The organism is Pseudomonas sp. B21-009, from assembly GCF_024749345.1.
GTDB lineage: Bacteria > Pseudomonadota > Gammaproteobacteria > Pseudomonadales > Pseudomonadaceae > Aquipseudomonas.
Genome location: NZ_CP087199.1, coordinates 738,035 through 760,553, shown reverse-complemented (window position 1 = coordinate 760,553; position 22,519 = coordinate 738,035). Strand labels below are relative to the sequence as shown.

At 63.3% G+C, this 22,519-nt stretch carries 20 protein-coding genes and 1 pseudogene; 14 read left to right on the top strand and 7 right to left on the bottom strand.

Annotated features, from left to right (window positions below):
* Positions 1-32: 32 nt before the first annotated feature.
* Together LOY34_RS03355 and LOY34_RS03350 are read left to right on the top strand one after the other, a co-directional pair.
* Positions 33-1,745, top strand: coding sequence for an FAD-dependent oxidoreductase (locus LOY34_RS03355; protein WP_258664280.1), 1,713 nt, complete (start codon positions 33-35; stop codon positions 1,743-1,745).
* Positions 1,746-1,852: 107 nt separating this feature from the next.
* Positions 1,853-4,603, top strand: coding sequence for a beta-eliminating lyase-related protein (locus LOY34_RS03350; protein WP_230090921.1), 2,751 nt, complete (start codon positions 1,853-1,855; stop codon positions 4,601-4,603).
* A gap of 55 nt (positions 4,604-4,658) precedes the next feature.
* Here LOY34_RS03350 and pcaG read toward each other — a convergent pair whose 3' ends face one another.
* Together pcaG and pcaH are read right to left on the bottom strand one after the other, a co-directional pair.
* Positions 4,659-5,264 carry a protocatechuate 3,4-dioxygenase subunit alpha gene (pcaG, locus tag LOY34_RS03345; RefSeq protein WP_045195858.1) on the bottom strand — a complete coding sequence of 202 codons (606 nt, stop codon included), beginning with the start codon at positions 5,262-5,264 and terminating at the stop codon, positions 4,659-4,661.
* Between the two features lie 11 nt (positions 5,265-5,275).
* A complete protein-coding gene (gene pcaH, locus LOY34_RS03340) occupies positions 5,276-5,995 on the bottom strand; it encodes a protocatechuate 3,4-dioxygenase subunit beta (RefSeq protein WP_045195856.1) in 720 nt (239 codons plus the stop codon).
* Between the two features lie 200 nt (positions 5,996-6,195).
* Here pcaH and LOY34_RS03335 point away from each other — a divergent pair, with 200 nt between their 5' ends.
* The 3 genes and pseudogenes from LOY34_RS03335 to LOY34_RS27425 all read left to right on the top strand — a co-directional run bounded on the left by LOY34_RS03335 (position 6,196) and on the right by LOY34_RS27425 (position 9,198).
* A complete protein-coding gene (locus LOY34_RS03335) occupies positions 6,196-7,080 on the top strand; it encodes a neutral zinc metallopeptidase (RefSeq protein ID WP_045195853.1) in 885 nt (294 codons plus the stop codon).
* 198 nt (positions 7,081-7,278) lie between these two features.
* Positions 7,279-8,343 (top strand): annotated as a pseudogene (locus tag LOY34_RS27430) (methyl-accepting chemotaxis protein); the annotation flags it as partial.
* Entirely contained in the window at positions 8,335-9,198 is an 864-nt protein-coding gene (locus tag LOY34_RS27425) for a methyl-accepting chemotaxis protein (protein ID WP_371128692.1), read from the top strand. The pseudogene LOY34_RS27430 and the gene LOY34_RS27425, both read left to right, overlap by 9 nt.
* A gap of 69 nt (positions 9,199-9,267) precedes the next feature.
* Here LOY34_RS27425 and ggt read toward each other — a convergent pair whose 3' ends face one another.
* From ggt to LOY34_RS03315, 3 genes are all read right to left on the bottom strand, one after another.
* A complete protein-coding gene (ggt, locus tag LOY34_RS03325) occupies positions 9,268-10,935 on the bottom strand; it encodes a gamma-glutamyltransferase (RefSeq protein ID WP_045195849.1) in 1,668 nt (555 codons plus the stop codon).
* 117 nt (positions 10,936-11,052) lie between these two features.
* Positions 11,053-11,949: a LysR family transcriptional regulator gene (locus tag LOY34_RS03320; protein WP_045195847.1), complete on the bottom strand. Its 897-nt coding sequence runs from the start codon at positions 11,947-11,949 to the stop codon at positions 11,053-11,055.
* A gap of 67 nt (positions 11,950-12,016) precedes the next feature.
* Positions 12,017-12,607: an NAD(P)H-dependent oxidoreductase gene (locus tag LOY34_RS03315; RefSeq protein ID WP_045195845.1), complete on the bottom strand. Its 591-nt coding sequence runs from the start codon at positions 12,605-12,607 to the stop codon at positions 12,017-12,019.
* 191 nt (positions 12,608-12,798) lie between these two features.
* Between LOY34_RS03315 and LOY34_RS03310 the strand changes: the two genes are divergently transcribed.
* The gene (locus tag LOY34_RS03310; RefSeq protein ID WP_093387814.1) at positions 12,799-13,113 is read left to right on the top strand and encodes a putative quinol monooxygenase; all 315 of its coding nucleotides are present in this window, start codon (positions 12,799-12,801) and stop codon (positions 13,111-13,113) included.
* On the opposite strand, the gene LOY34_RS03305 is transcribed toward LOY34_RS03310, so the two are convergent.
* Positions 13,103-13,867, bottom strand: coding sequence for a sulfite exporter TauE/SafE family protein (locus LOY34_RS03305; protein WP_195885632.1), 765 nt, complete (start codon positions 13,865-13,867; stop codon positions 13,103-13,105). The two genes, LOY34_RS03310 and LOY34_RS03305, sit on opposite strands and share 11 nt — an antisense overlap.
* Positions 13,868-13,944: 77 nt before the next feature.
* On the opposite strand from LOY34_RS03305, the gene LOY34_RS03300 reads away from it, so the two are divergent.
* The 7 genes from LOY34_RS03300 to LOY34_RS03270 are packed head-to-tail and all read left to right on the top strand — an operon-like array spanning position 13,945 to position 20,658.
* The gene (locus LOY34_RS03300; protein ID WP_195885631.1) at positions 13,945-14,877 is read left to right on the top strand and encodes a LysR substrate-binding domain-containing protein; all 933 of its coding nucleotides are present in this window, start codon (positions 13,945-13,947) and stop codon (positions 14,875-14,877) included.
* Positions 14,878-14,924: 47 nt separating this feature from the next.
* Positions 14,925-15,530 carry a CDP-alcohol phosphatidyltransferase family protein gene (locus LOY34_RS03295; RefSeq protein ID WP_045195837.1) on the top strand — a complete coding sequence of 202 codons (606 nt, stop codon included), beginning with the start codon at positions 14,925-14,927 and terminating at the stop codon, positions 15,528-15,530.
* 30 nt (positions 15,531-15,560) lie between these two features.
* Positions 15,561-17,315, top strand: a complete 1,755-nt coding sequence (locus LOY34_RS03290) for a bifunctional alpha/beta hydrolase/class I SAM-dependent methyltransferase (RefSeq protein ID WP_045195835.1) — start codon at positions 15,561-15,563, stop codon at positions 17,313-17,315.
* Positions 17,315-18,634: a phosphatase PAP2/dual specificity phosphatase family protein gene (locus tag LOY34_RS03285; protein WP_195885630.1), complete on the top strand. Its 1,320-nt coding sequence runs from the start codon at positions 17,315-17,317 to the stop codon at positions 18,632-18,634. Before LOY34_RS03290 ends, LOY34_RS03285 begins: the two co-directional genes overlap by 1 nt.
* A complete protein-coding gene (locus tag LOY34_RS03280; RefSeq protein ID WP_123564536.1) occupies positions 18,631-19,089 on the top strand; it encodes a hypothetical protein in 459 nt (152 codons plus the stop codon). Before LOY34_RS03285 ends, LOY34_RS03280 begins: the two co-directional genes overlap by 4 nt.
* Before the next feature lie 11 nt (positions 19,090-19,100).
* Positions 19,101-19,724: a 1-acyl-sn-glycerol-3-phosphate acyltransferase gene (locus LOY34_RS03275; protein WP_045195830.1), complete on the top strand. Its 624-nt coding sequence runs from the start codon at positions 19,101-19,103 to the stop codon at positions 19,722-19,724.
* 1 nt (position 19,725) lies between these two features.
* Positions 19,726-20,658: a phosphatidate cytidylyltransferase gene (locus LOY34_RS03270; protein ID WP_045195828.1), complete on the top strand. Its 933-nt coding sequence runs from the start codon at positions 19,726-19,728 to the stop codon at positions 20,656-20,658.
* 3 nt (positions 20,659-20,661) lie between these two features.
* On the opposite strand, the gene LOY34_RS03265 is transcribed toward LOY34_RS03270, so the two are convergent.
* The gene (locus LOY34_RS03265; protein WP_195885629.1) at positions 20,662-21,420 is read right to left on the bottom strand and encodes a TSUP family transporter; all 759 of its coding nucleotides are present in this window, start codon (positions 21,418-21,420) and stop codon (positions 20,662-20,664) included.
* Between the two features lie 102 nt (positions 21,421-21,522).
* Between LOY34_RS03265 and LOY34_RS03260 the strand changes: the two genes are divergently transcribed.
* Positions 21,523-22,431 carry a LysR family transcriptional regulator gene (locus LOY34_RS03260; RefSeq protein WP_195885628.1) on the top strand — a complete coding sequence of 303 codons (909 nt, stop codon included), beginning with the start codon at positions 21,523-21,525 and terminating at the stop codon, positions 22,429-22,431.
* Positions 22,432-22,519: the final 88 nt, after the last annotated feature.

Genomic DNA, 22,519 nt, shown 5'->3' with positions numbered 1-22,519 from the left:
AATATAACAAAACTGCCTGGAGGATACTGCTCATGCCCGTCGATACCCCGCTGGTCGAATGCGATGTACTGGTCATCGGCTCCGGCGCCGCCGGGCTGGCCGCCGCCGTGACCGCCGCCTGGCATGGCCAGAAGGTCATCGTGGTCGAAAAGGACCCGGTGTTCGGCGGCGCCACGGCCTGGTCCGGTGGCTGGATGTGGGTACCGTGCAACCCGCTGGCGCAGCGCGCCGGGATCATCGAGCAGCGCTCGCAGCCGCGCACTTACCTGGAGCATGAACTGGGCGAACGTTTCGATGGGCCGATGATCGATGCGTTTCTCGACGCGGCGCCCAACATGGTGTCGTTCTTCGAGCGCCATACCGCCCTGCAATTTGCCGACGGCAATGGCATCGCCGACATTCACGGTAATACCCCTGGCGCCGGCACCGGCGGGCGTTCGGTAATTGCCGCCCCCTACGATGGCCGCCAGCTGGGCAAAAAGCTGCTCAAGCGCCTGCGCAAAACCATGCGCGAAACCTCGTTCATGGGCATGCCGATCATGGCCGGCAAGGACCTCGGCGCCTTCCTCAGCCTCACCCGTTCCTGGCGCTCGCTGCTGCATGTGAGCAAGCGTTTGAGCCGCCACCTGCTCGATCTGGCAACCCGCGGCCGGGCCCTGCAACTGGTCAACGGCGTAGCCCTGGTCGCGCGGCTGGCCAAGTCGGCTGAAGACCTTGGCGTGTTGCTCTGGGAATCGGCAGCGGCTCGGCAGTTGCTCCGCGAGCATGGCCGGGTCAGCGGTGCGCTGATTGAAACCGCGCGCGGGCCGATCCACATAAATGCGCGCAAGGCCGTGGTGCTGGCCGCCGGCGGCTTTGCCAACGACATCGAACGCCGCAAGGCGCTGTTCCCGCGCACACGCACCGGCCACGAACACCTGGCGCTGCCGCCGCTGGGCGCCAATGGTGACGGCCTGCGCCTGGGCGAAAGCGTTGGCGGCCAGGTGGTTGACGACCTGCACAGCCCGGTGGCCTGGGCGCCGGTATCGCGGGTGCCTTACAAGGACGGCAGCAGCGGGCATTTCCCGCACATCATCGAACGGGCCAAGCCCGGCATCATCGGCGTGCTCGCCGACGGCAAGCGCTTCGTCAACGAGGCCGACGGCTACTACGACTATGTCAGCGCCATGGTCGCCAAGGCGCCGGGGGACAAGGTCGAATCGTGGCTGATCTGCAGCCATGCCTTCCAGCGCCGTTATGGCCTGGGCATTTCACGGCCGTTTCCGTTGCCGCTGCAGCCGTTGATCAAATCCGGCTACCTGAAGACCGGCGACAGTATCGAAGCCCTGGCGCGGGCCTGCGGCATTGACCCTCAAGGCCTGGTGGCAACGGTCGCCGAGTACAACCGGCATGCCCGCAACGGCGAAGACCCGCACTTCGGCCGCGGCTCCACCCCTTACAACCGCAAACAGGGCGATGCCCTGCACGGACCAAATCCGTGCGTGGCGCCGATCGAGAACGGGCCGTTCTATGCGGTAAAGGTCGAACCGGGCTGTTTCGGCACCTTCGCCGGGCTCAGGACCAACACCCACGCGCAGGTGCTGGATGAAAAGCGTGAGGTGATTGCCGGGTTGTATGCGGTGGGCACCGACATGGCCAGCATCATGGGCGGGCACTATCCGGCGGGCGGGATCAACCTGGGGCCGGCGGCGACGTTCGGCTATATCGCCGGGCGGCATATTGCCGGGGTGACAGACTACGAGTAAGGCGTACCTTGCAGCATTGCATCACAGGGAAAGCAGACAGGCTGCTCACGATTATCCGCCACGCGAATACTTCACGGCTCCGGCGACCGTTCAAAAGGAATTGAACCGTGAACAACCTGACCCTGCCCGATGGCGACGCAAAGCCAATCGATCAACTGTTTTCCTGTACCACTGCCCGCGTTGACTTGTGGCGTGAACTCAACGCCCTGTGTCGCCGCTGGCGCAACTGCAAAGATCAGCCCGCTAGCGCGAAGGTCCAGCAGCAATGCCTTGCCCAACTCGAGCAGCTTGCGCAATTGGAGGCTTACCAGGCCTACCCGGGCCCTCGCCTGCTGGCCCTGCTGGTCGAACGCGTAGCAGCGGGCAATGGCATCGGAGCCCTGCATCTGGCTCAGCGCATCAGCAGTTCGCTGCTCGACCGCAGTTACAAGCAAGACGCAAACGACTGGGAGGCCAGCGAAGACCTGCCCGACGCACCCGCGCCCCGTAGTTTCACCGCTGCGTCCGCACATCGTCCGTATTTCGAAACACTGATTGTCAGCCCCGCGCCAATCTCGACATGGCCGCAGCACCTTCAGGCCATTCGCCAGTTGCGCCGCCACCAGGACCCCTTCATCTACGAGCCCGTCATGACCGGCTCCTTTGAGGATGCGTTGCTCGCGGTGATACTCAACGTCAACCTGCAAGCGGTGGTGATCTACGAAGGTTTCGCTTTTACATCGAGCTGTCGCGCCGCCTGGGTGCGTGAGCTGCTGGCGCCACACCTGGGCAACAGCCCGGACGGCGAAGACTCCACGAACCTGGCCTTGCCACTGGCCCGAGCAATCAAGTCCATCAGGCCGGAGCTCGATATCCTGCTGCTCAGCGATCGTCAGGTTGAGCGAATTGCCGGTGATGAAAACTACGCGTTCATCAGCCGGGTGTTCTACGAAGTCGAGGAGCCGCTGGAGATCCACCTGAGCCTGCTGCAAGGCGTTGCAAAACGCTATGAAACGCCGTTTTTCAACAACCTGAAACACTATGCTCAACGTCCTATCGGCACCTTCCATGCGCTGCCCATTGCCCGCGGAAAATCGATATTCAAGTCGAACTGGATCCGCGACATGGGCGAATTCTATGGCATCAACCTGTTTCTGGCCGAAAGCTCCGCCACCACGGGCGGGCTCGACAGCCTGCTAGAGCCCACCGGCAACATCAAAAAGGCCCAGGACCGGGCAGCCCATGCGTTCGGCGCACAGCAGGCGTTTTTCGTCACCAATGGCACCTCGACCTCGAACAAGATCGTTGAACAAGCCCTGCTTGCGCCCGGTGACATTGTGATTGTCGATCGTAACTGCCACAAGTCACACCACTACGCCATGGTGCTGACCGGCGCCTATCCGCTGTATGTCGAAGCCTACCCGCTGCCCCGATACTCGATGTACGGCGCAGTGCCACTGAGCGCTATCAAGCAAGCGCTACTCGACCTGAAAAAAGAAGGAAAACTGCATCGGGTCAAACTGCTGGTGTTGACCAACTGCACCTTCGATGGGCACGTCTACAACACCTTCCGGGTCATGGAAGAATGCCTGGCAATCAAACCGGACCTGGCCTTTCTCTGGGATGAAGCCTGGTTCGGTTTTGCACGCTTTTCACCCCTGCTGCGTCGTCGAACCGGCATGGGCGCCGCCACACAACTCAAGCAGGCGCTCAGTTGCCCGCAGTACCGGTACGCCTTCGAATGCCAGCGCGAACGGCTGCAAGCGCTTGCTGGCGATGACCCTGCGCTGCTGCAGGAGCACCTGCTGATGGACCCGGACACCACCCGCGTGCGCGTCTACCAGACCAACTCCACCCATAAGTCTATGTCGGCGCTGCGCCAGGGCTCGATGATCCTGGTCGACGATCAGGACTTCCATCACGTCGAAGCATCGTTCCGCGAGGCGGTATTTACCCACACGTCCACCTCCCCCAATCAGCAAATCATTGCGTCCCTGGATGTTGCCCGCCGGCAAATGGAGCTGGAAGGCTATGAACTGGTGATGTCGGCAACCCAGTTGGCCTTCGACATCCGTCGGGAGGTCGGCCGCCACCCGCTGATATCCAAGTATTTCAAGATACTCACGATCGAGGACCTGGTGCCAACGGTCTATCGGGCTTCAGGGCTGCAGGATTACCTGGCCAAGGGCACTGCGTGGTCCACCGTCGTCGATGCCCTGAACACCGATGAAGTCGCCCTGGACCCTACCCGCCTGACGCTGGTCTGTGGCCATGCAGGCTTTGACGGCACCACGTTCAAGAATTTGCTGACCAACCGCTACGATGTTCAGTTGAACAAAACCTCTCGCAACAGCGTGCTGCTGCAAACCAACATCAACAACACTCGCAGTGACGTGGCACACCTGATCCGGGTGCTGGTACGTATCAGCCGCGAACTGGAGGATCGCCTGGGCACCAGTGACGACAACCTGCGTGAAGCCTTTAATGCACGCGTCACGTCACTTATGGAAGATGTGCCGGACCTGCCCGACTTCAGCCATTTCTACCCCGCTTTTCGTGAGTCGGCGAACAGCAGTACGGCAGAAGGAGACATTCGCAGTGCTTACTACAAAGCCTATGACAGTGCAGCGTGCGAGCATATTCGCCTGTTCGACAAAACCATCGACGAACGCCTGGAAAACGGCCCGCCGTTGATTTCAGCAAACTTCGTGATCCCTTATCCGCCGGGGTTTCCGATCCTGGTACCAGGCCAGGTAATCACTGCTGAAACGCTCTCGTTCATGCGCAAGCTCGACGTGAAAGAGATTCATGGCTACAACGCCGATGAAGGCTTGAAACTGCTGAAGTCCGAATCCATTGGCGTTACGACACCACGCTGATCCGAACAAAAAGCCCGCCAATGGCGGGCTTTGCTCATGCCACTCGCTTCGACATTCAAAAATCGAAGAACACCGTCTCGCCTTCACCCTGAATGCGGATATCAAAGCGATACGCCAGCTTGCCGTCCACTTCACAGCGGGTCGCCACCAAGGTCTCGCGGCGCTGCGGCTGCTCGATCAGGTTGAGCACCGGGCACTGGGCATTGGCCTGGGCTTCGTCATCGAAGTACAGGCGCGTCTGCAGGTGGATATTGATACCCCGGGCAAACAGGCTGACGTTGATGTGCGGCGCCATCGGCACGCCGGCGGCGTTCTTGGCCACGCCCGGCTTGATGGTGTGCAGGGTCCACTCACCGGCATCGAAGGTGGTGGCGGTACGGCCAAAGCTGTTGAAGGGTTTTTCCAGGTTGAAATCGCCCTGGTAATTGCCGTTGTGGTCGGCCTGCCAGAACTCCAGGAACGAGTCGCGCACCAGATGGCCGTTGCCGTCATAGACGTTGCCGAACACCAGGATGTGTTCGCCCGGCGCGTCGGCTTGCGCCATGCAGTTCCAGATTTCCTGGTCGCGGGTCGGGTTGCCGGCGGCCTCCAGGGCCAGGCCGATATGCACGTAGGGGCCGGCGGTCTGCGAAGGGGTTTCCGGCAGCAGTTCGATAGGCATGGGGCGCCTCCTCAGCAGTTTTCGAAGTGGGTCTTGCGCTGTCCGCGCAACACGATGTCAAAGCGATAGGCCAGGCAATCCATGGGGTTGGCATTGCTCATGTCCAGCCGGGCGATCAGGCTCTGCACCGCGTCAGGGTTGGCAATCGACTTGACGATCGGGCACATCGGGATCAACGGATCGCCTTCGAAATACAGCTGGGTGATCAGCCGCGTGGCAATCGACGGACCGCTGATCGACACATGGATATGCGCCGGGCGCCAGTCATTGGGGCCATTGCGCCATGGGTACGGGCCTGGCTTGATGGTGCGGAAGCTGTAATAACCTTCACTGTCGGTCAGCGCACGGCCGACACCGCCGAAGTTGGGGTCCAGCGGCGCCAGGTAGCGGTCGTTCTTGTGCCGGTAGCGGCCACCGGCGTTGGCCTGCCAGATCTCTACCAGGGTGTGCGGGATTGGTTTGCCGTGCTGGTCGCAGACGCGCCCGGCAAGGACGATGCGCTCACCGATCGGCAGGCCGCCGTTATTGAAGTTGAGCAGCAGGTCATGATCGTTAGGGCCGAATTTCAGGTGGGAGAAATCCGGACCGGTGCTTTCGCTGATCGACTGCGGGATGCTCACCAGGGCCTGGCGCGGCGAGCGCGCGACGGAGGTCTTGTAATCTGGGGTCAAGGCTTTCGGGTGCCAGTTGCGATCACGGATAGCGAAGCGACTGTTGTCTTGTGCAGACATGCCGTTCTCCTGTCTTGGAATTATTGGAGGGCCTGGGCGTGGCAGGCGAGCTTGCAGTTTCCGGTATGCAGGGTCCGGCGAATACTGAAAAGAACAGCGCCATTCATAACCAAATGGTTATGTATAAATCAGGAATCTGACAGAGCCCCGCGCCGTGAACTAATCTTTGTCCTCATGTTTCCAAGCTCCGGAGAGCACTCATGCAATGGCGAAAAGGCAGGCGTAGCGACAATGTGGTCGATGCCCGTGGCGAGGGCGGTGGCGGCATGCGCTTCGGCGGTGGCAAGGGCCTGAGCATCGGCGCGATCCTGTTGATTGTCGGGATTGGCTGGATCACCGGCCAGGACCCGCTGCAGATCCTCGGCCAGCTGGCCGGGCAGATGGGCCAGCAACAGACCGCGCCAGTGACCACCGGCACCGGCAAGGCACCACCGGCCAATGACGAGCAGGCGGAATTCGTAAGGTCGGTGCTGGGCGACACCGAAGACACCTGGAAGGCCATCTTTGCCCAGGCCGGCCGCCAGTATAAAGACCCCAACCTGATCCTCTTCAGCGGCCAGATCAACTCAGCCTGCGGCTTTGCCTCTTCGGCAGTCGGGCCGTTCTATTGCCCGGCCGACCAGAAGGTCTACCTGGACATGAGCTTTTTCCGTGAAATGGAACAGCGCTTCTCGGCCGCCGGCGATTTTGCCCAGGCTTACGTGATCGCCCACGAAGTCGGCCACCATGTGCAAACCCTGCTGGGCGTTTCGGCCAAGATCCAGGCCGCACGCCAGCGCGGTGAGCGCATGGAAGGCGACAACGGTTTGCTGGTACGCCAGGAACTGCAGGCCGACTGCCTGGCCGGGGTCTGGGCCTACCAGGCGCAAAAACGCCTGAACTGGCTGGAACCGGGCGATATCGAAGAAGCCCTGAACGCCGCCAACGCCATCGGTGACGACCGCCTGCAGCAGCAGGGCCAGGGCCGCGTAGTACCGGACTCGTTCACCCACGGCACCTCGCAACAGCGCCAGCGCTGGTTCAAGACCGGCTTCGCCAAGGGCGATATCAACCAGTGCGACACCTTCGGCGCACGCTCGCTCTGAGCCATTTTGCGGCCGCCTGAAGCCTCGGGCTGGCCGCAGAAATCCCCTGTTACCTACCGCTGATCATTTTTGCTGAAAAAGCGTTTCAGCTCCGGCGCAAGCCGCCGATAAACCCTGCTCAGAACATCGGCTGGCCATCAATAACAACAACCTTCCACCGATTCGGATCAAGAAGCACAACGTTCCTGGAGGGATTGCATGAATAGCTGGTTTGCCAACATCAGCGTCAACCTGAAACTCGGCCTGGGCTTTGGCCTGGTGCTGTTGCTGACCGGCCTGCTGGCCCTGACCGGCTGGAATAGCCTGGGCAGCCTGATCGATCGCAGCAACTGGATGAGCGACATTACCCAGCTCAACAGTGACCTGACCAACCTGCGCATCACCCGCCTGCAGTACATGCTGACCAATGGCGACGACGCCGCGGCCGGCAACGTCCAGGTCAAGCTCAATGCCTTCAGCGAGCAGCAGCAAAAACTGCTCAAGAGCTTCAAGAGCCCGGAGAACATCAAGCTGCTCCAGGAGCTGGGCCAGACCATCAGCGCATACCAGGTGTCGATCAACAAGATGCGCGCCGGTTACAAGACCAGCCTGGCCGCACGCGACTCGATGAACCAGGCCGCAGCCCGCGCTATCGAACTGATCGAAGCGATCAACCGCGACGTGCTAGCCCTGCCCGAGGGTGACGCCAGCCGCCTGGAGCAGTTCCGCACCATCACCCAGGCCAAGGAGCAACTGCTGCTGGTTCGCCTGGCCGTGCGCAGCTACATCGCCGACATCAGCAGCGAGACCGAGCAACTGGCCCTGCGTCAGCTCGATACCGCCCTGGCCGAAATCGCCGGCCTGAACCGCCAGATGCCAGGCGAAGCGACGCGCATCAAGCAGTTTGAATCCGCAGTGATGGCCTACCGTGACGCTGTACGCCAGTTCCGCGACGCCACTGCCGATATCGCCGTAGCGCGTCAGGAAATGACCGTTCAAGGCGCCGATATCGTCAAGACCAGCGACGCCCTGTACCAGATCCAGCTGGACCGCCGCGACAGCGAGAGCACCCAGGCCCGCTCCCTGCAGCTGACGGCCACCTTGCTGGCACTGCTGGTCGGCATCCTGGCTGCGGTAATCATCACCCGTCAGATCACTCGCCCGTTGCGTGAAACCCTGGCCGTGGTCGAGAAGATCGCCGCCGGCGACCTGACCCACAACATGCGCGTCACCCGCCGTGACGAACTGGGCGTGTTGCAGCAAGGCATCCAGCGCATGGGCTCGACCCTGCGTGACCTGATCACCGGCATCCGCGACGGCGTCACGCAGATCGCCAGCGCTGCCGAAGAACTCTCGGCTGTTACCGAAGAGACCAGCGCCGGGGTCAACAGCCAGAAAGTTGAAACCGACCAGGTCGCCACCGCCATGCACGAAATGGCCGCCACCGTGCAGGAAGTTGCGCGCAATGCCGAGCATGCTTCCGAGGCTGCCACCGAAGCCGATGGTCAGGCCCGTGCCGGTGACCAGGTTGTCGCCGAAGCGATCAGCCAGATCGAACGCCTGGCCGAAGAGGTGCACCGCTCCACCGAGGCCATGGGCCTGCTGCAACAGGAAAGCCAGAAGATCGGCAGCGTCATGGACGTGATCAAGTCGGTGGCCGAGCAAACCAACCTGCTGGCACTCAACGCGGCCATCGAAGCGGCCCGCGCCGGTGAAGCAGGGCGTGGTTTTGCCGTGGTCGCCGACGAAGTTCGCGGCCTGGCCCAGCGTACGCAGAAGTCCACCGAAGAGATCGAAGAGCTGGTCGCCGGCCTGCAGAGCGGTACCCAACAGGTGGCCAACGTCATGCTCGGCAGCCGCAACCTCACCGACAGCAGCGTCGAGCTGACCCGCAAGGCCGGTGCTTCGCTGGAAAGCATCACGCGTACGGTGTCGAACATTCAGTCGATGAACCAGCAGATTGCGGCGGCGGCGGAGCAACAGAGCGCAGTGGCCGAACAGATCAGCCGCAGCATTCTCAATGTTCGCGATGTGTCCGAGCAGACCGCCGCGGCCAGTGACGAGACCGCGGCGTCGAGTGTTGAACTGGCGCGGCTGGGCAACCAGTTGCAGACCATGGTCAGCCACTTCCGCGTTTAAACGCATCGCGGGTCAAGCCCGCTCCTACAGGTTTGTAGGAGCGGGCTTGACCCGCGATCAACTCAACACCTATTTAACGATCTGCCCCACACCCCGCCCACGCGGATCGGAAGCGGTTTCCAGCGCCGTGCCATTAACCCGGATCGCCTGGATGTCGCCCATCTCCCAACCCTGATCTTCCAGGGTGTAGCCCATCGTCTTCAGCTCTTCAGCAACCTTGCCGTTAAGCGGTGCAAAAGCATCGAAATAAATCGTGTCCTTGGGCAGCAACTGGTGATGCACGCGCTGCGCAGCCACGGCTTTTTCCAGCGGCAGGTTGTAGTCATAGAGGTTGTTCAACACCTGGAAGATCGAGGTAAAAATCCGCGAACCACCGGGGGTACCCAGTACCAGGGTGACATTGCCATCGCGGGTCACCAGGCTCGGGCTCATCGACGACAGCATGCGCTTGCCCGGCTCGATCGCGTTGGCGTCGCCACCGACCACCCCAAAGGCGTTGGCCACGCCCGGCTTGGAGCTGAAGTCGTCCATTTCGTCGTTGAGCAAAAAGCCCGCGCCCTTGACCACCACACCGCTGCCGTAGTCCCAGTTCAGGGTGTAGGTGTTGCTGACCGCATTACCGTCCTTGTCGACGATGGAGAAGTGCGTGGTCTGGTGTGGTTCAAGGCCCGGACGGACTTTCTCGGTGTCCGAGATGGCCGTCGGGTTGACCTCCTGGGCGCGCTTGGCGATGTAGTCCTTGGCGATCAGTTGCTCGACCGGCACCTTGGAGAACGCCGGGTCGCCAAGGTAGTCGGCGCGGTCGGCGAACACGCGTTTTTCGATCTCGGCCAGCAGGTGGATGTAGCGCGCCGAGTTCAGCTCGACGCCCTTGAAGTCGGCGGCGCGCGCTTCCTTGATGCCCAGCAGCTGGGCCAGGGCGATGCCGCCCGAACTTGGCAGCGGCGCGGTATAGACCGTGTTGCCGCGCCAGTCGATCTTCATTGGCTCGCGCCAGACGGCTTTGTAGTCCTTGAGGTCGTCCTTGCTGATCAGGCCCTTGTCGGCCTGCATCTGCGCCACCAGCAGGTCGGCGGTCTTGCCCTGGTAGAACTCGCTGACACCCTTGTCGGCAATGCGCTCCAGGGTTTGCGCCAGCTCCGGCTGCTTGAAAGTCTCGCCGACTTTCATGCTGCCGAAATAGTCGTTGAAGTTGGTGCTGTCCTTGAACAGGCCCAGGGCGTCTTCGCGGTACTGGTACTGTTTGGAGGCGACCTTGAAGCCGTTCTTGGCATAACCGACCGCCGGGGTCAGCAGTTCGGCCCACGGCAGCTTGCCGAATTTCTGATGCGCCTCCCACAGCCCCATTACCGTACCGGGCACGCCGGCAGCGCGGGAACCGACCAGGCTGAGGTTCTCGATGATCTCGCCCTTGTCGTCCAGGTACATGTTGCGGCTGGCGGCCTTCGGCGCGGTTTCGCGGTAGTCGAGGAAGTAGGCCTTGCCGTCGACATACAGGGTCATGAAACCACCACCACCGATGTTGCCCGCCTCGGGGTAGGTGACCGCCAGGGTGAAGGCGGTGGCCACGGCCGCATCCACCGCGTTGCCGCCTTTTTTCAGGATATCGGCGGCGACCTGTGCACCATATTGATCGGGTGCCGCAACTGCACCGCCCTCCAGGGTAACCGCGTAAGCCGCATTACTGGCGAGGATCGCGGCGCCGAGGGCCAGGGATCGGAACATCACAACGCGCATGAGAGCTTCCTTAGTGTTGTTTTCGTTGAACAGCCATTAAGGCTGATGTCAGACGAGTTATCAAACACCGTAGGAGTTTTCGCCGCGCATAGGCAGAAGCTGTCGCAGATGGACGCTTCAGCAGGCGTAGATCGCCAGCTTGTTCTGAATGAAATCGAGAAAGCACTGGATGCGTAGCGCCAGCTGGGTGTTGCGGTAGTACACCGCATTGATCGGCTGGCGATAGCCGCTGTTGTGCTCGGCCAGGAGCACCTGCAGGCGCCCGCTGCGGATGTCTTCATGGGTCATGAAGTGCGACAGGCAGACGATGCCCTCACCGGCCAAGGCCAGTTCGCGCAGGGTTTCACCGCTGGAGGCCGACAGCGCCGGGCGGATCAGCAGGCGGTCGCCTTCGGCATGGCGCAGCGGCCAGTGGTTGAGGGTTTCGGTCTGGGTAAAGCCAAGCAGCGCGTGGCCTTGCAGGTCTTCAACCCGCTCGGGCGTGCCATGCCGGGCCAGGTACTCGGGGCTGGCCAGCAGGTTCAACGGGCTGCAACCGAGGGCGCGGGCATGCAGGCTGGAGTCGGCCAGCTCGCCGATGCGAATGGCGACGTCGGTGCTCTGCTCGATCAGGTCGATGATCAGGTCGCTGGTGTTGAGCTCCAGTTGGATCTGCGGGTACAGCGCGCGAAACTCACCAACCCAGGGCACGATGGCGTGGAGCATGAACGGCAGCGCGGCGTTGATGCGCAAGCGCCCGGACGGCGTCTGGTGGTGCACCGACAGGTGCTCTTCGAGCTCGTCCATCTGCTGCAGGATCGACTTGGCCCGCTCGAAGAAAAACCGCCCTTCTTCGGTCAGGTCCATGCGCCGGGTGGTGCGGTTGATCAGGGTGGTGCCGAGCTTGGTTTCCAGGCGCGACAGGGTGCGGCTGATCGCCGACGGCGTCTGCCCGCCCTGCTCGGCGGCCGCGGAAATCGAGCCGCACTCGATCACCGAGACGAACACCTGCAATTCATCGGACCTGGCTTTCACGGCTGTACCCCGGGGTTGGCAACAGCCGTGATAGATAGCCGCTTGGCGCGGCTTGCGCAAGGCTTCATCAGGCCTGGGTCTGGAAAACCTCGGCCAGGTGCTGCTCGTAGGCGGCCACAGCGGCCTCGACGTTGGGGCGCTTCATCACATCCACCGCAAGGTAAGTCGGCAGGCCGCTCATGCCGAGGAACTGGTTGGCCTTGTGGAACGGGAAGTACACCGCGTCCACGCCCTTGCCTTCGAAGAAGTCGGCCGGGTCGTCAAACGCCTGCTGCGGTGCGTTCCAGGTCAGCGACAGCATGTACTGTTTGCCCTGGATCAGGCCACCGCTGCCGTACTTTTGCGACGCATCGGAACGGGTACGGCCGTCGTTGGCGTAGAGGCTGCCATGGCCAGCAGTGAAGACTTCGTCCAGGTACTGCTTGACGGTCCAGGGGGCGCCCATCCACCAGCCGGGCATCTGATAGATGATGACGTCGGCCCAGAGAAATTTCTGCACTTCTTCGGCGTTGTCGTAGCCGCCATCGATGTAGGTGGTTTTCACATCGAACCCTGCGCGGTCCAGGAAGGCCAGCGCGGCTTCGTGCAGGGTTTCGTTCAGGCGGCCATCGGAGTGGGCGAACTTCTTGCCACCGTTGAGCAACAGGACTTTTTTCATGGGGTGCCTCATCTATGTTCGATCAGGGGCAAAGAAGCCTGTGACCGAGTGAATTTGATGGCGGCAGATTAGAGGCAGGCCTCGCGGGGAAACAGCCGTGCCGGGGCAAAATACATTTGCCTAAAAAGCACGAATCAAACGCTTATTGTTGCCATAGAATCGTTTCACTTCTTCCATTCAGAGGCATCTCCATGAGCGAGCAGTACGGTTTCATCCTCAAAGCCAAGACCCGACCGCAAATGTCCGAAGCCTTCGAAACGCTGTTTCGCGCCTACGTCGAGCCCAGCCGCCAGGAGCCGGGCTGCATCGAATACCACATGCTGCGCGACCAGCAGGACCCAAGCCTGTTTGTGTTCTACGAGATCTGGGCCAGCAAGGCCGCGCTGGATGTGCATTCGGCCCTGCCGCACATGGCGGCGTTCTTCGAAAAACGCATGGACTACCTGGAGCGCGACTTCGATATTCAGCTGATCGAAATGCTCAGCCCCTCCTCGGCTAGCCGTTGAGCAACAGGTGGGTGCCGAGCAGCGCCAGGCCGATAAAGAAGCAGCGCTTGAACAGCACCGCACTAATGCGCTGACGCAGCCACTGGCCGCCAAGCATGCCCAGCAGCGCCGGCGCCAGCACCAGCATTGACGCGCCCAGGGCCTGGGCGCCGAGCGCATCCTGGCCGGCCAGGCCGATTGCCAGGGCCAGGGTCGAGACGCTGAATGACAGGCCCAGGGCCTGGACCATTTCCTCGCGACTCAGGCCCAGGCTTTGCAGATAAGGCACTGCGGGAATCACAAAGACTCCGGTGGCCGCCGTGATCACCCCGGTGATCAGCCCGCAAAACGGTCCGATCCAGGACTCATGCGCAGGCGCAAGCCTCATCCCGCGGCCGCACAGGCCGTACAACGCATACACCAGCAACGCCCCTCCCAAGGCATGTGCCGCCCAGGCGCCACTGTTAATGCCCAGCCAGGCGCTACCAAGCAAGGTGCCGATAAAGATCAGCGCCAGCATCGGCCACAGCCGTTTCAGCAAGGCGCGCAGGTGCCCGCCAAAGGCCAGTTGCCAGAGGTTGGTCAGGGTCGAAGGCACAATCAGCAAGGCCGCTGCCTGCGCCGGAGACATAGCCATACCGAGCAGGCCCATGGCGATAGTCGGCAGGCCAAGGCCGATCACACCCTTGACCGCACCGGCCAGCACGAAGGTGACAATGACCAGCAGCGACAGCGCTGGACCGATATCCTGATAGAAGCCAAAGAAGGTAGTCATGGCACTATCCTGCACCCTGCCACCCAGGCTGAAAATCTGCCATATACTCAGTCAGACTATTGCCCAGGAAGAGGCTGATGCATTTCGACCTGATTGACCTGCGCCTGTTCCAGCACACCCTGGAGTGCGGCAACATCACCGCCGGCGCCCAGCGCAGCCACCTGTCGCTGCCCGCCGCCAGCGCACGCATCCGCGCCATGGAAAGTTCGCTGGGTACGCCGCTGCTTGAACGCAACCGTCGCGGGGTGCAGGCCACGCCTGCCGGGCAGGCGCTGCTGCAGCATGCGCGGCTGATCGCCCAGCAGGTCGAGCGCCTGCAGTTCGACCTCGGGCAATACGCCCAGGGCCTGCAGGGCCAGGTGCGGCTGTTGTGCAATACCGCAGCGCTGACCGAATACCTGCCGGAATTGCTCGCCGGGTTTCTCCGGCAATACCCGGCCATCGATATCGACATCCACGAACTGCCGAGCCTGCGCATCGTCCAGGCCATCACCCAGGGCGTGGCCGATATCGGCATCATCTCCAGCGCGGTGGCCAGCGAACACCTGCAAACCCTGGCGTTTCGCGACGACCCGCTGATGCTGATCATGCCGCCCGCCCACCCGCTGGCCGCCAACCCCAACCTGCGCTTTGCCGACACCCTCGGCCACGGCTACGTTGGCCTGCAGGCCGACAGCGCCCTGGCCCTGCACCTTGAAGAACAAGCCCTGCATCTGGGCCGGCGCCTGCAGGTGCGGGTGCGCGCCGAAGGGTTTGACGGGGTGATCCGCATGGTCGCCCACGGCGCTGGCCTGGGCATCGTGCCAATGGCCGCAGTGCAGCGCTGGCAGGGGCTATTGCCGTTGCACAGCCTGGCGCTGAGCGAGCCCTGGGCAAAACGCCAGCTGCGCCTGTGCAGCCGGGATTTTGCCAGCCTGCCCGGGCATGCCCAGGCTTTGATCGACTGCCTGAGTGCCAGCGCTATTGCTCCGGCAGGGGCAATCCACCGACAATCGCCCCCGCGGACCTAGCTGTTGCTGCACTGATCGCCAACCGAGTCGTAAAAGGGAGTTTCACCGTGCCGTCGATCTACCAGCTCAAACCCCGCTTCCAGGCGCTGTTGCGCCCGACGGTCGAGCGCCTGTACCAACGCGGCGTCACTGCCAACCAGGTAACCCTGAGCGCCGCCGTGGTTTCCGTTCTGCTCGGCCTGTTGCTGGCCTGGCTGCCACACCTCACCTGGCTGTTCGCCCTGGTGCCGGTATGGATGCTGCTGCGCATGGCCCTCAATGCCATCGACGGCATGCTCGCCCGCGAATTCGGCCAGCAATCGAAGCTCGGCGCCTACTACAACGAACTCTGCGACCTGGTCGCCGACAGCGCCCTGTACCTGCCCTTCGCGCTGCTGCCGGGGGTGTCGTCGGCGCTGGTGGTGATCGTCGTGCTGGCGGCGCTGATCAGCGAATACGCCGGGGTCATGGGCCCGTTGGTCGGCGCTGAACGCCGCTACGACGGCCCGATGGGCAAAAGCGACCGGGCCTTTGCCTTCGGCGTGCTCGGCGCCGGCGTTGCCAGCGGCCTGTTGCCGGCCAGCTGGCTCAATGGCGTGCTGCTGGTGATCTTGCTGCTCTCGCTCTATACCCTCTACAACCGGGTCAGCCGCGGTCTGGCGCAAACCCGCTGAAGCTCTTTGTGCCAGATAAGGATATTTGCCATGCGCAACGCGCAATCGCTGCACTTCACCACCCACGACGGCGTCGAACTGCATTACCGCCACTGGCCCGCCGAGGTCGCTGACGACCAGCCGCGGCGTGCCGTGGTGCTGTTCCACCGCGGCCACGAACACGGCGGGCGCATGGCCCATCTGGCCGATGAGCTGCAACTGCCCGACCACGACTTCTTCGCCTGGGACGCCCGTGGCCACGGCCAGTCGCCCGGCGCCCGTGGCGACAGCCCAAGCTTTGCCTGCAGCGTGCGCGACGTGCAGACCTTCATCGAGCACATCGCCCGCGAGCACGGCATCGCCGAAGAGGATATGGCGGTGCTGGCGCAAAGCGTCGGCGCCGTACTGATCGCCACCTGGGCCCACGACTACGCGCCCAAGGTACGCTGCCTGGTACTGGCCTCGCCGGCCTTCAAGGTCAAGCTCTACGTGCCTTTCGCCCGCCCGGGGCTGAAGCTGATGCGCGCCTGGCGCGGCAACTTCTTCGTCAACAGCTACGTCAAGCCGCGCCTGCTCAGCCACGACCCCGAGCGCATCGCCTCGTACGAAAGCGACCCGCTGATCAGCCGGCCGATTTCGGTGACCATGCTGCTTGGCCTGTATGAAGCCGCCGACCGCGTGGTGGCCGATGCCCAGGCGATTCAGGTGCCGACCCAGCTGTTGATTTCCGGCGCCGATTTCGTGGTCAAGCGCAAACCCCAGGAGCAGTTCTTCGAACGCCTGGGCAGCGTGCACAAAGAGAAACACATCCTCCCCGGATTCTTCCACGACACCCTTGGCGAGCGTGACCGCAGCCATGCCCTGGCGCGGATCCGGCGGTTTATCGAGCACTGCTTCAGCCTGGCGCCGCAGCGCCCTTCGCTGCTCGCTGCCGACCAACTGGGCGCCAGCTGCGCCGAAGCCGAAAGCCTGGCCGCGCCGCTGCCGCGCAACTCGCCGGCCGATCTTTACTGGCGCGCCACCCGCGCCGGCCTGCGGCTGGGCAAGGGTTTGTCGGACGGGGTCAAGCTGGGCTTTGACACCGGCTTCGACTCGGGCAGCACGCTGGACTACATCTACCGCAACCAGCCCACCGGCAAGGGCGCGATCGGGCGCATGATCGACCAGAACTACCTCAACGCCATCGGCTGGCGCGGCATCCGCCAGCGCAAACTGCATGTCGAAGAGCTGCTGCGCCTGGCCATCGAACGCCTGCGCGAACAGGGCAAGCCGGTGGATATCGTCGATATCGCTGCCGGCCATGGCCGCTACATCCTCGAAGCGTTGCAGGGCCTGGAACGCAAGCCGGAGTCGATCCTGCTGCGCGACTACAGCGAGCTCAATGTCCAGCAGGGCAGCGCGCTGATCGCCGAAAAGGGCCTGGCCGACATTGCCCGCTTCGTCCAGGGTGATGCCTTCGATGCCCAGAGCCTGGCCAGCCTCGATCCACGCCCGACCCTGGCGGTGGTTTCGGGCCTGTATGAGCTGTTCGCCAGCAACCAGATGGTTGGCGACTCCCTGAGCGGCCTGGCCCAGGCGGTGGAGCCCGGTGGTTACCTGGTGTACACCGGCCAGCCCTGGCACCCGCAGCTGGAGATGATCGCCCGCGCCCTGACCAGCCACCGCGCCGGCCAGGCCTGGGTGATGCGCCGGCGCAGCCAGGTGGAAATGGACCAACTGGTCGAGGCGGCCGGCTTTCGCAAGGTCTGCCAGCGTATTGATGAGTGGGGCATCTTCAGCGTCAGCCTGGCCCAGCGGGTCGTTTGATGAGCACGGCACGCGAGCCAGGCTTGATCAAGCGCGGGGTGCTCTGGCTGCTGTTGCTGGGGCCGTTGTTCTTTCTCAGCTACGGCCTGACCAACACCTACACCGCCGGGCGCAGCGACGTCGGCAGCCTGGTGTTCGCCTGGGAAGGCCATATCCCGCTGTGGCCCTGGACCATCATCCCCTACTGGTCGATCGACCTGCTTTACGGGCTGTCGTTCCTGTTGCCGCTAAGTCGCCTGGAGATGGACCGCCACGCCCTGCGCCTGCTCAGTGCGCAAGTCATCTGCATCCTCGGGTTTCTGCTCTGGCCGTTGCGTTTTACCGTCGAGCGGCCCGCGCTGGATGGCCTGTTCGGCTGGCTGTTCGATGTGCTGATGGGCTTTGACAAACCCTTCAACCAGGCGCCATCACTGCACATCGCCTTGCTGGTGATCATCTGGGCGATGTTTGCCCGGCATATCCACGCCAGGCTGCCGCGCTTGCTGGTGCATGGCTGGATGGCGTTGATCGGCGTGTCGGTGCTGACCACCTGGCAACACCACTTTATCGACCTGCCCAGCGGCGCGCTGGTGGGGGTGCTGTGTTGCTGGCTGTGGCCGGTTGCGGGTCAGCCGGTACTGCGCCCTATGCAACTTGCCCGTGATCCGCAGCGCTGGCGCCTGGCCTTGCGTTACTTCGCCGGCGCCGCCCTGCTGGGTGGTCTGGCGTTGTACCTTGCAGGCGTTGCCCTGTGGTTGTTGTGGCCGGCGGTGGCGCTGCTGGTGGTGGCACTCAACTACGCGCAACTGGGCGCCGAAGGTTTTCAGAAAGCCGCCGACGGCCAGCTGTCGTACGCCACGCGCTGGCTGCTGGCGCCCTACCTGATCGGCGCCTGGCTCAATTCGCGCTGGTGGACCCGGCGACATCCGCAAGCGGATGAAGTTTGCGACGGCGTGTACCTGGGGCGGATTCCGGGCACGGGGCAAGCGGCGCAGTTCGCCGCCATCGTCGACCTGTGCGCCGAACTACCCGCCTCGGTTGCCCCGGGCCAGGCTTATCGTGCGCTGCCCAGCCTCGACCTGGTGGTGCCCACGGCCGAGCGCTGCCGGGAAGCGGCGGCGGCCATCGAACAGCTGCGTGCCCAGGGCCCGGTGCTGGTCTGTTGCGCGCTCGGTTATTCGCGAAGCGCCAGCGCCGTAGCCGCCTGGCTGGTGCTCAGCGGCCGTTGCGCCGATGCCGGGCAAGCGCAACAGCGCATCAGCCAAGCTCGCCCTGGGGTGGTCCTGCACCCGCAGCACCTGCGGGTAATCGAACGCCTGCAAACGGAGCCTTGCCTGTGAGCGATGAAATCCACCTGGCCGTGGTTGCCAGCCTGCTCAAGCGCGGCCGCCAGGTCGAGCGCCTGGCCGACGGCATCAGCCTGCTGGCGGTGCTGCTTGGCCTGGCGGCGCTGCTGATCGGCTCGCCTGCCCCGGGATACTGCGCAGTACTGAGCGGCCTGTTGTTGCTGGCAGGCTTGCTGCAAAAGTTCTTTGCCATGCGCGTCGCGCTGGACGCCGACCTGTTTGCGCACCTGGCCACGCGCAGCGATCAGCTTGGGCAACACACCCAGGCGCTAGACCAGTCGTTGTTCAGCCTGGGCCTGAAAGCCAACCCGGCCGATAACCGCGACTGGCAGGCACGCGGCCTGGCGGCGCTGGGCCTGCTGCGCAAACAACTGCTGTGCTTTGCCGTACAGGCCGTACTGGCGCTGGTCGGCATTTTGCTTTTGCCCTTGCTTCATTTCGCCGGATAAGGACCTTGCCCATGCTTGCTGCCCTCACCGCCTTTGCCATCACCTCGGTCGCCCGCCTGATCACCGGCGCCCGCGCCTTGTGGCTGGGCTGCACGCCGCAACCGGTGCAACGGCTGTACTACGCCAACCACAGCAGCCACGGCGACTTCGTGCTGATCTGGGCCTCGCTGCCCCAGCCGCTGCGCCAGCACACGCGGCCGGTGGCCGGTGCCGATTACTGGCAAAAACCCGGTGTCCGCCAGTTCCTGATCAAGCGGGTGTTCAATGGCGTGCTGATCGATCGCCAGCACAACGACGCCCAAAGCAATCCCCTACAACCTATCCAGGATGCGCTGGCCCAGGGCGATTCGCTGATCTTCTTCCCCGAAGGCACGCGCAACCTCAGCGACGAACCGTTGCTGGCGTTCAAGAGCGGCCTGTTCCACCTGGCCAGCGCCCACCCGCAGGTCGAGGTGATCCCGGTGTGGATCGCCAACCTCAACCGGGTCATGCCCAAGGGCCGCGCCCTGCCGCTGCCCTTGCTGTGCACCCTGAGCTTTGGTGAGCCGCTGCACCTGCAAGCGGACGAAAGCAAGCACGCGTTTCTCGACCGGGCCCGCCAGGCCCTGTTGGCCCTGGCCCCGAAGGAATCCTGAGATGGACAACAACACCCTTTCGCTGTTCGCCGGCATCGGCGGCCTGCTGCTGCTCGCCAGCCTGATCGGCCGCCTGCTCAAATGGCGCGCCGGCCCCGCGCCCCACGCGGTGATCGACAACCTCAACGCGCGGATCAACGCCTGGTGGGTGATGGTCCTGGTCATCGGCCTGGCGTTTCTGTTCGGCAAGCTGGGCGTGATCCTGCTGTTCTATTGCGTGTCGTTCTACGCCTTGCGTGAATTCCTCACCCTGACACCCACCCGGCGCAGCGACTACCCGGCACTGGTCGCGGCCTTTTACGTCGCCCTGCCGGTGCAGTACCTGTTGATCGCCATGGACTGGTACGGGCTGTTCAGCATTTTCATCCCGGTCTACCTGTTCCTGCTGCTGCCGATTCTCGCCAGCTTCGGCGGCGACACCACGCGTTTTCTCGAGCGTGCCTCGAAGGTGCAGTGGGGCTTGATGATCGCGGTCTACTGCCTGTCTTCGGTACCGGCCTTGATGACCCTGGACATCCCCGGATACGAAGGCCGCAACCTGCTGCTGATCGCCTGGCTGATCCTCGTGGTGCAGATCTCCGATGTGCTGCAGTACGTCTGCGGCAAGCTGTTCGGCAAGCACAAGGTGGCGCCGAAGCTGTCGCCGTCAAAGACCGTCGAAGGCCTGGTTGGCGGCGTGGCCCTGGCCACCCTGATTGGCGCCACCCTGTGCTGGATCACGCCGTTCAGCTTCTGGCAGGCGGCGCTGATGGCCTTGACCGTCAACCTCATGGGCTTTGCCGGCGGCCTGGTGATGTCGGCGATCAAGCGCGATCGCGGCGTCAAGGACTGGGGCCACATGATCGAAGGCCACGGCGGCATGCTCGACCGCATGGACTCGGTATGCTTCGCCGCGCCGGTGTTCTTCCACTTCGTGCGTTACTGGTGGGCGTAAGCGTTATACCAACAGATCGTAGGACAGCTTGCCGATCAGTATCAGCAGCAACACCAGGAACAGCGCGCGCACGAAGGGTACGCCCTTGCGCACTGCCAGCCAGGTGCCAGTCAGCGCGCCAAGGATGTTGAAGGCGGCCATGGGAATGGCGATCAGGTAGAGCACGTTGCCGGTGGGAATGAAGAACATCAGTGCGGCGACGTTGGTGGCGATGTTCACCAGTTTCGCCGACGCCGAGGCATGCAGGAAGTCGAAGGCGAAGCAGCGAATGAACAGGAAGATCAGAAAGCTGCCGGTGCCCGGTCCGAACAGGCCATCGTAAAAACCGATGGCGCCGCCGATGATGATCGCCAGCATTTTTTCGCGGGTGCCGATGCGCATCGGTTTGTGCAGGGCACCGAAGTCCTTTTTCCAGAAGGTGTAGATCGCCATCAGCACGATCAACACCAGTACCGCCGGGCGCATCAGCCCTTGCGGCACCAGCGATACCGTGGCGGCGCCGACGAAGGCCATGGCAAAGGCCGCACAGGCCGCCGGAACCACCAGCCCCCAGTCGATCACCACCTTGCGCACGAACGAGCGGGCGGCAAACGCCGTGCCGCAGGCCGAGGCAACCTTGTTGGTGCCCAGCAAGGCAGCCGGGGGCGATGCTGGCAGCACGTTGAACAGCGCCGGAATCTGGATCAGCCCGCCACCACCGACTGCCGCATCGATCAGCCCGGCGGCAAAGGCAAACACGCAAAGCACAACGATATCGACCATGGGTTTCAGGCTCTGGCAGTCAAAGAAGGGCGCGCCAAGGTTAACCAACGGCCGGGTTTTGTGTTGCAATGCCATATTGCAAAAACTGCAACGAGGTAGTGCATGGCCCTGGATATGCTCGCGGAGCTGGAAGCCTTCGCAATGGTTGCCCGCAAGCGCAGCTTCGTCGCTGCGGCACGCGCTCTGGGGCGCTCGCCCAGTGCTGTAACCCGCGCTGTGCAGGCCCTTGAGGAAAACGCCGGGGCCAAGCTGTTCAACCGCTCGGCCAATGCCGTGAGCCTTACCGAGGCCGGCGAGCGCCTGCTGCCCTATGCCGACAAAATGCTTGATCTGCAACGCGAGGCCGATGAGGAGCTGGCCGGGCTCAGCGGCCTGGCCTCCGGCTGGGTGCGGTTCTGCGCCCCCGAATCACTGGCGCCGGTATTGCCTGGCCTGATTGCGCGATATGGCGAACGCTACCCGCAGGTGAACGTCGATGTGATCTTCAGCGACGAGCCGATCGACCCGGCCAAGAGCAAACTGGACTTCGCCATTCGTGGCGCCTTTGCCCAGGACAGCGAACTGATCGGTTATCCGCTGTGGCGCTACTCGCGCTCCCTGTATGCCAGCCCTGCCTACCTGCAAAAACACGGCATGCCCGCCTCAATCGAGGCGCTGGAAGCACACGCGCTGATCCTGCATACCGCGCCGCGGATCCTCAAGGAATGGCAGTTTCGCAGCGCCGACCAGGCCGTCAGCCTGCGGGTGCATCCGAGGTTTCGCTTCAGCTCCGGAATCGCGGTATTCCAGGCCGCCCTGGCCGGCGTCGGCATCGCCCGCCTGGCCGACTGGCTGGCCGAACCCGAGGTGCAGGCCGGGCGCTTGCGGCGGGTTTGTGCCGAGTACCGGCTGACCGCCAGCAACGGCGACAGCCCACAAATGCACGCGGTGTACCCGGCCGGCAGCTTGCCGCAGCGAGTCAAGGCGCTGCTGGAAGTGATCCGCGGTTTTGGTGACAGCCTCGAGCGCTAATCGAAGGTTTGCGCTCCCAGACAGCCAAAGGTCGAGACCAGACATCTGCCCGGCGCCGATCGCGCCTATGGTGATGGACCTTTGAGTC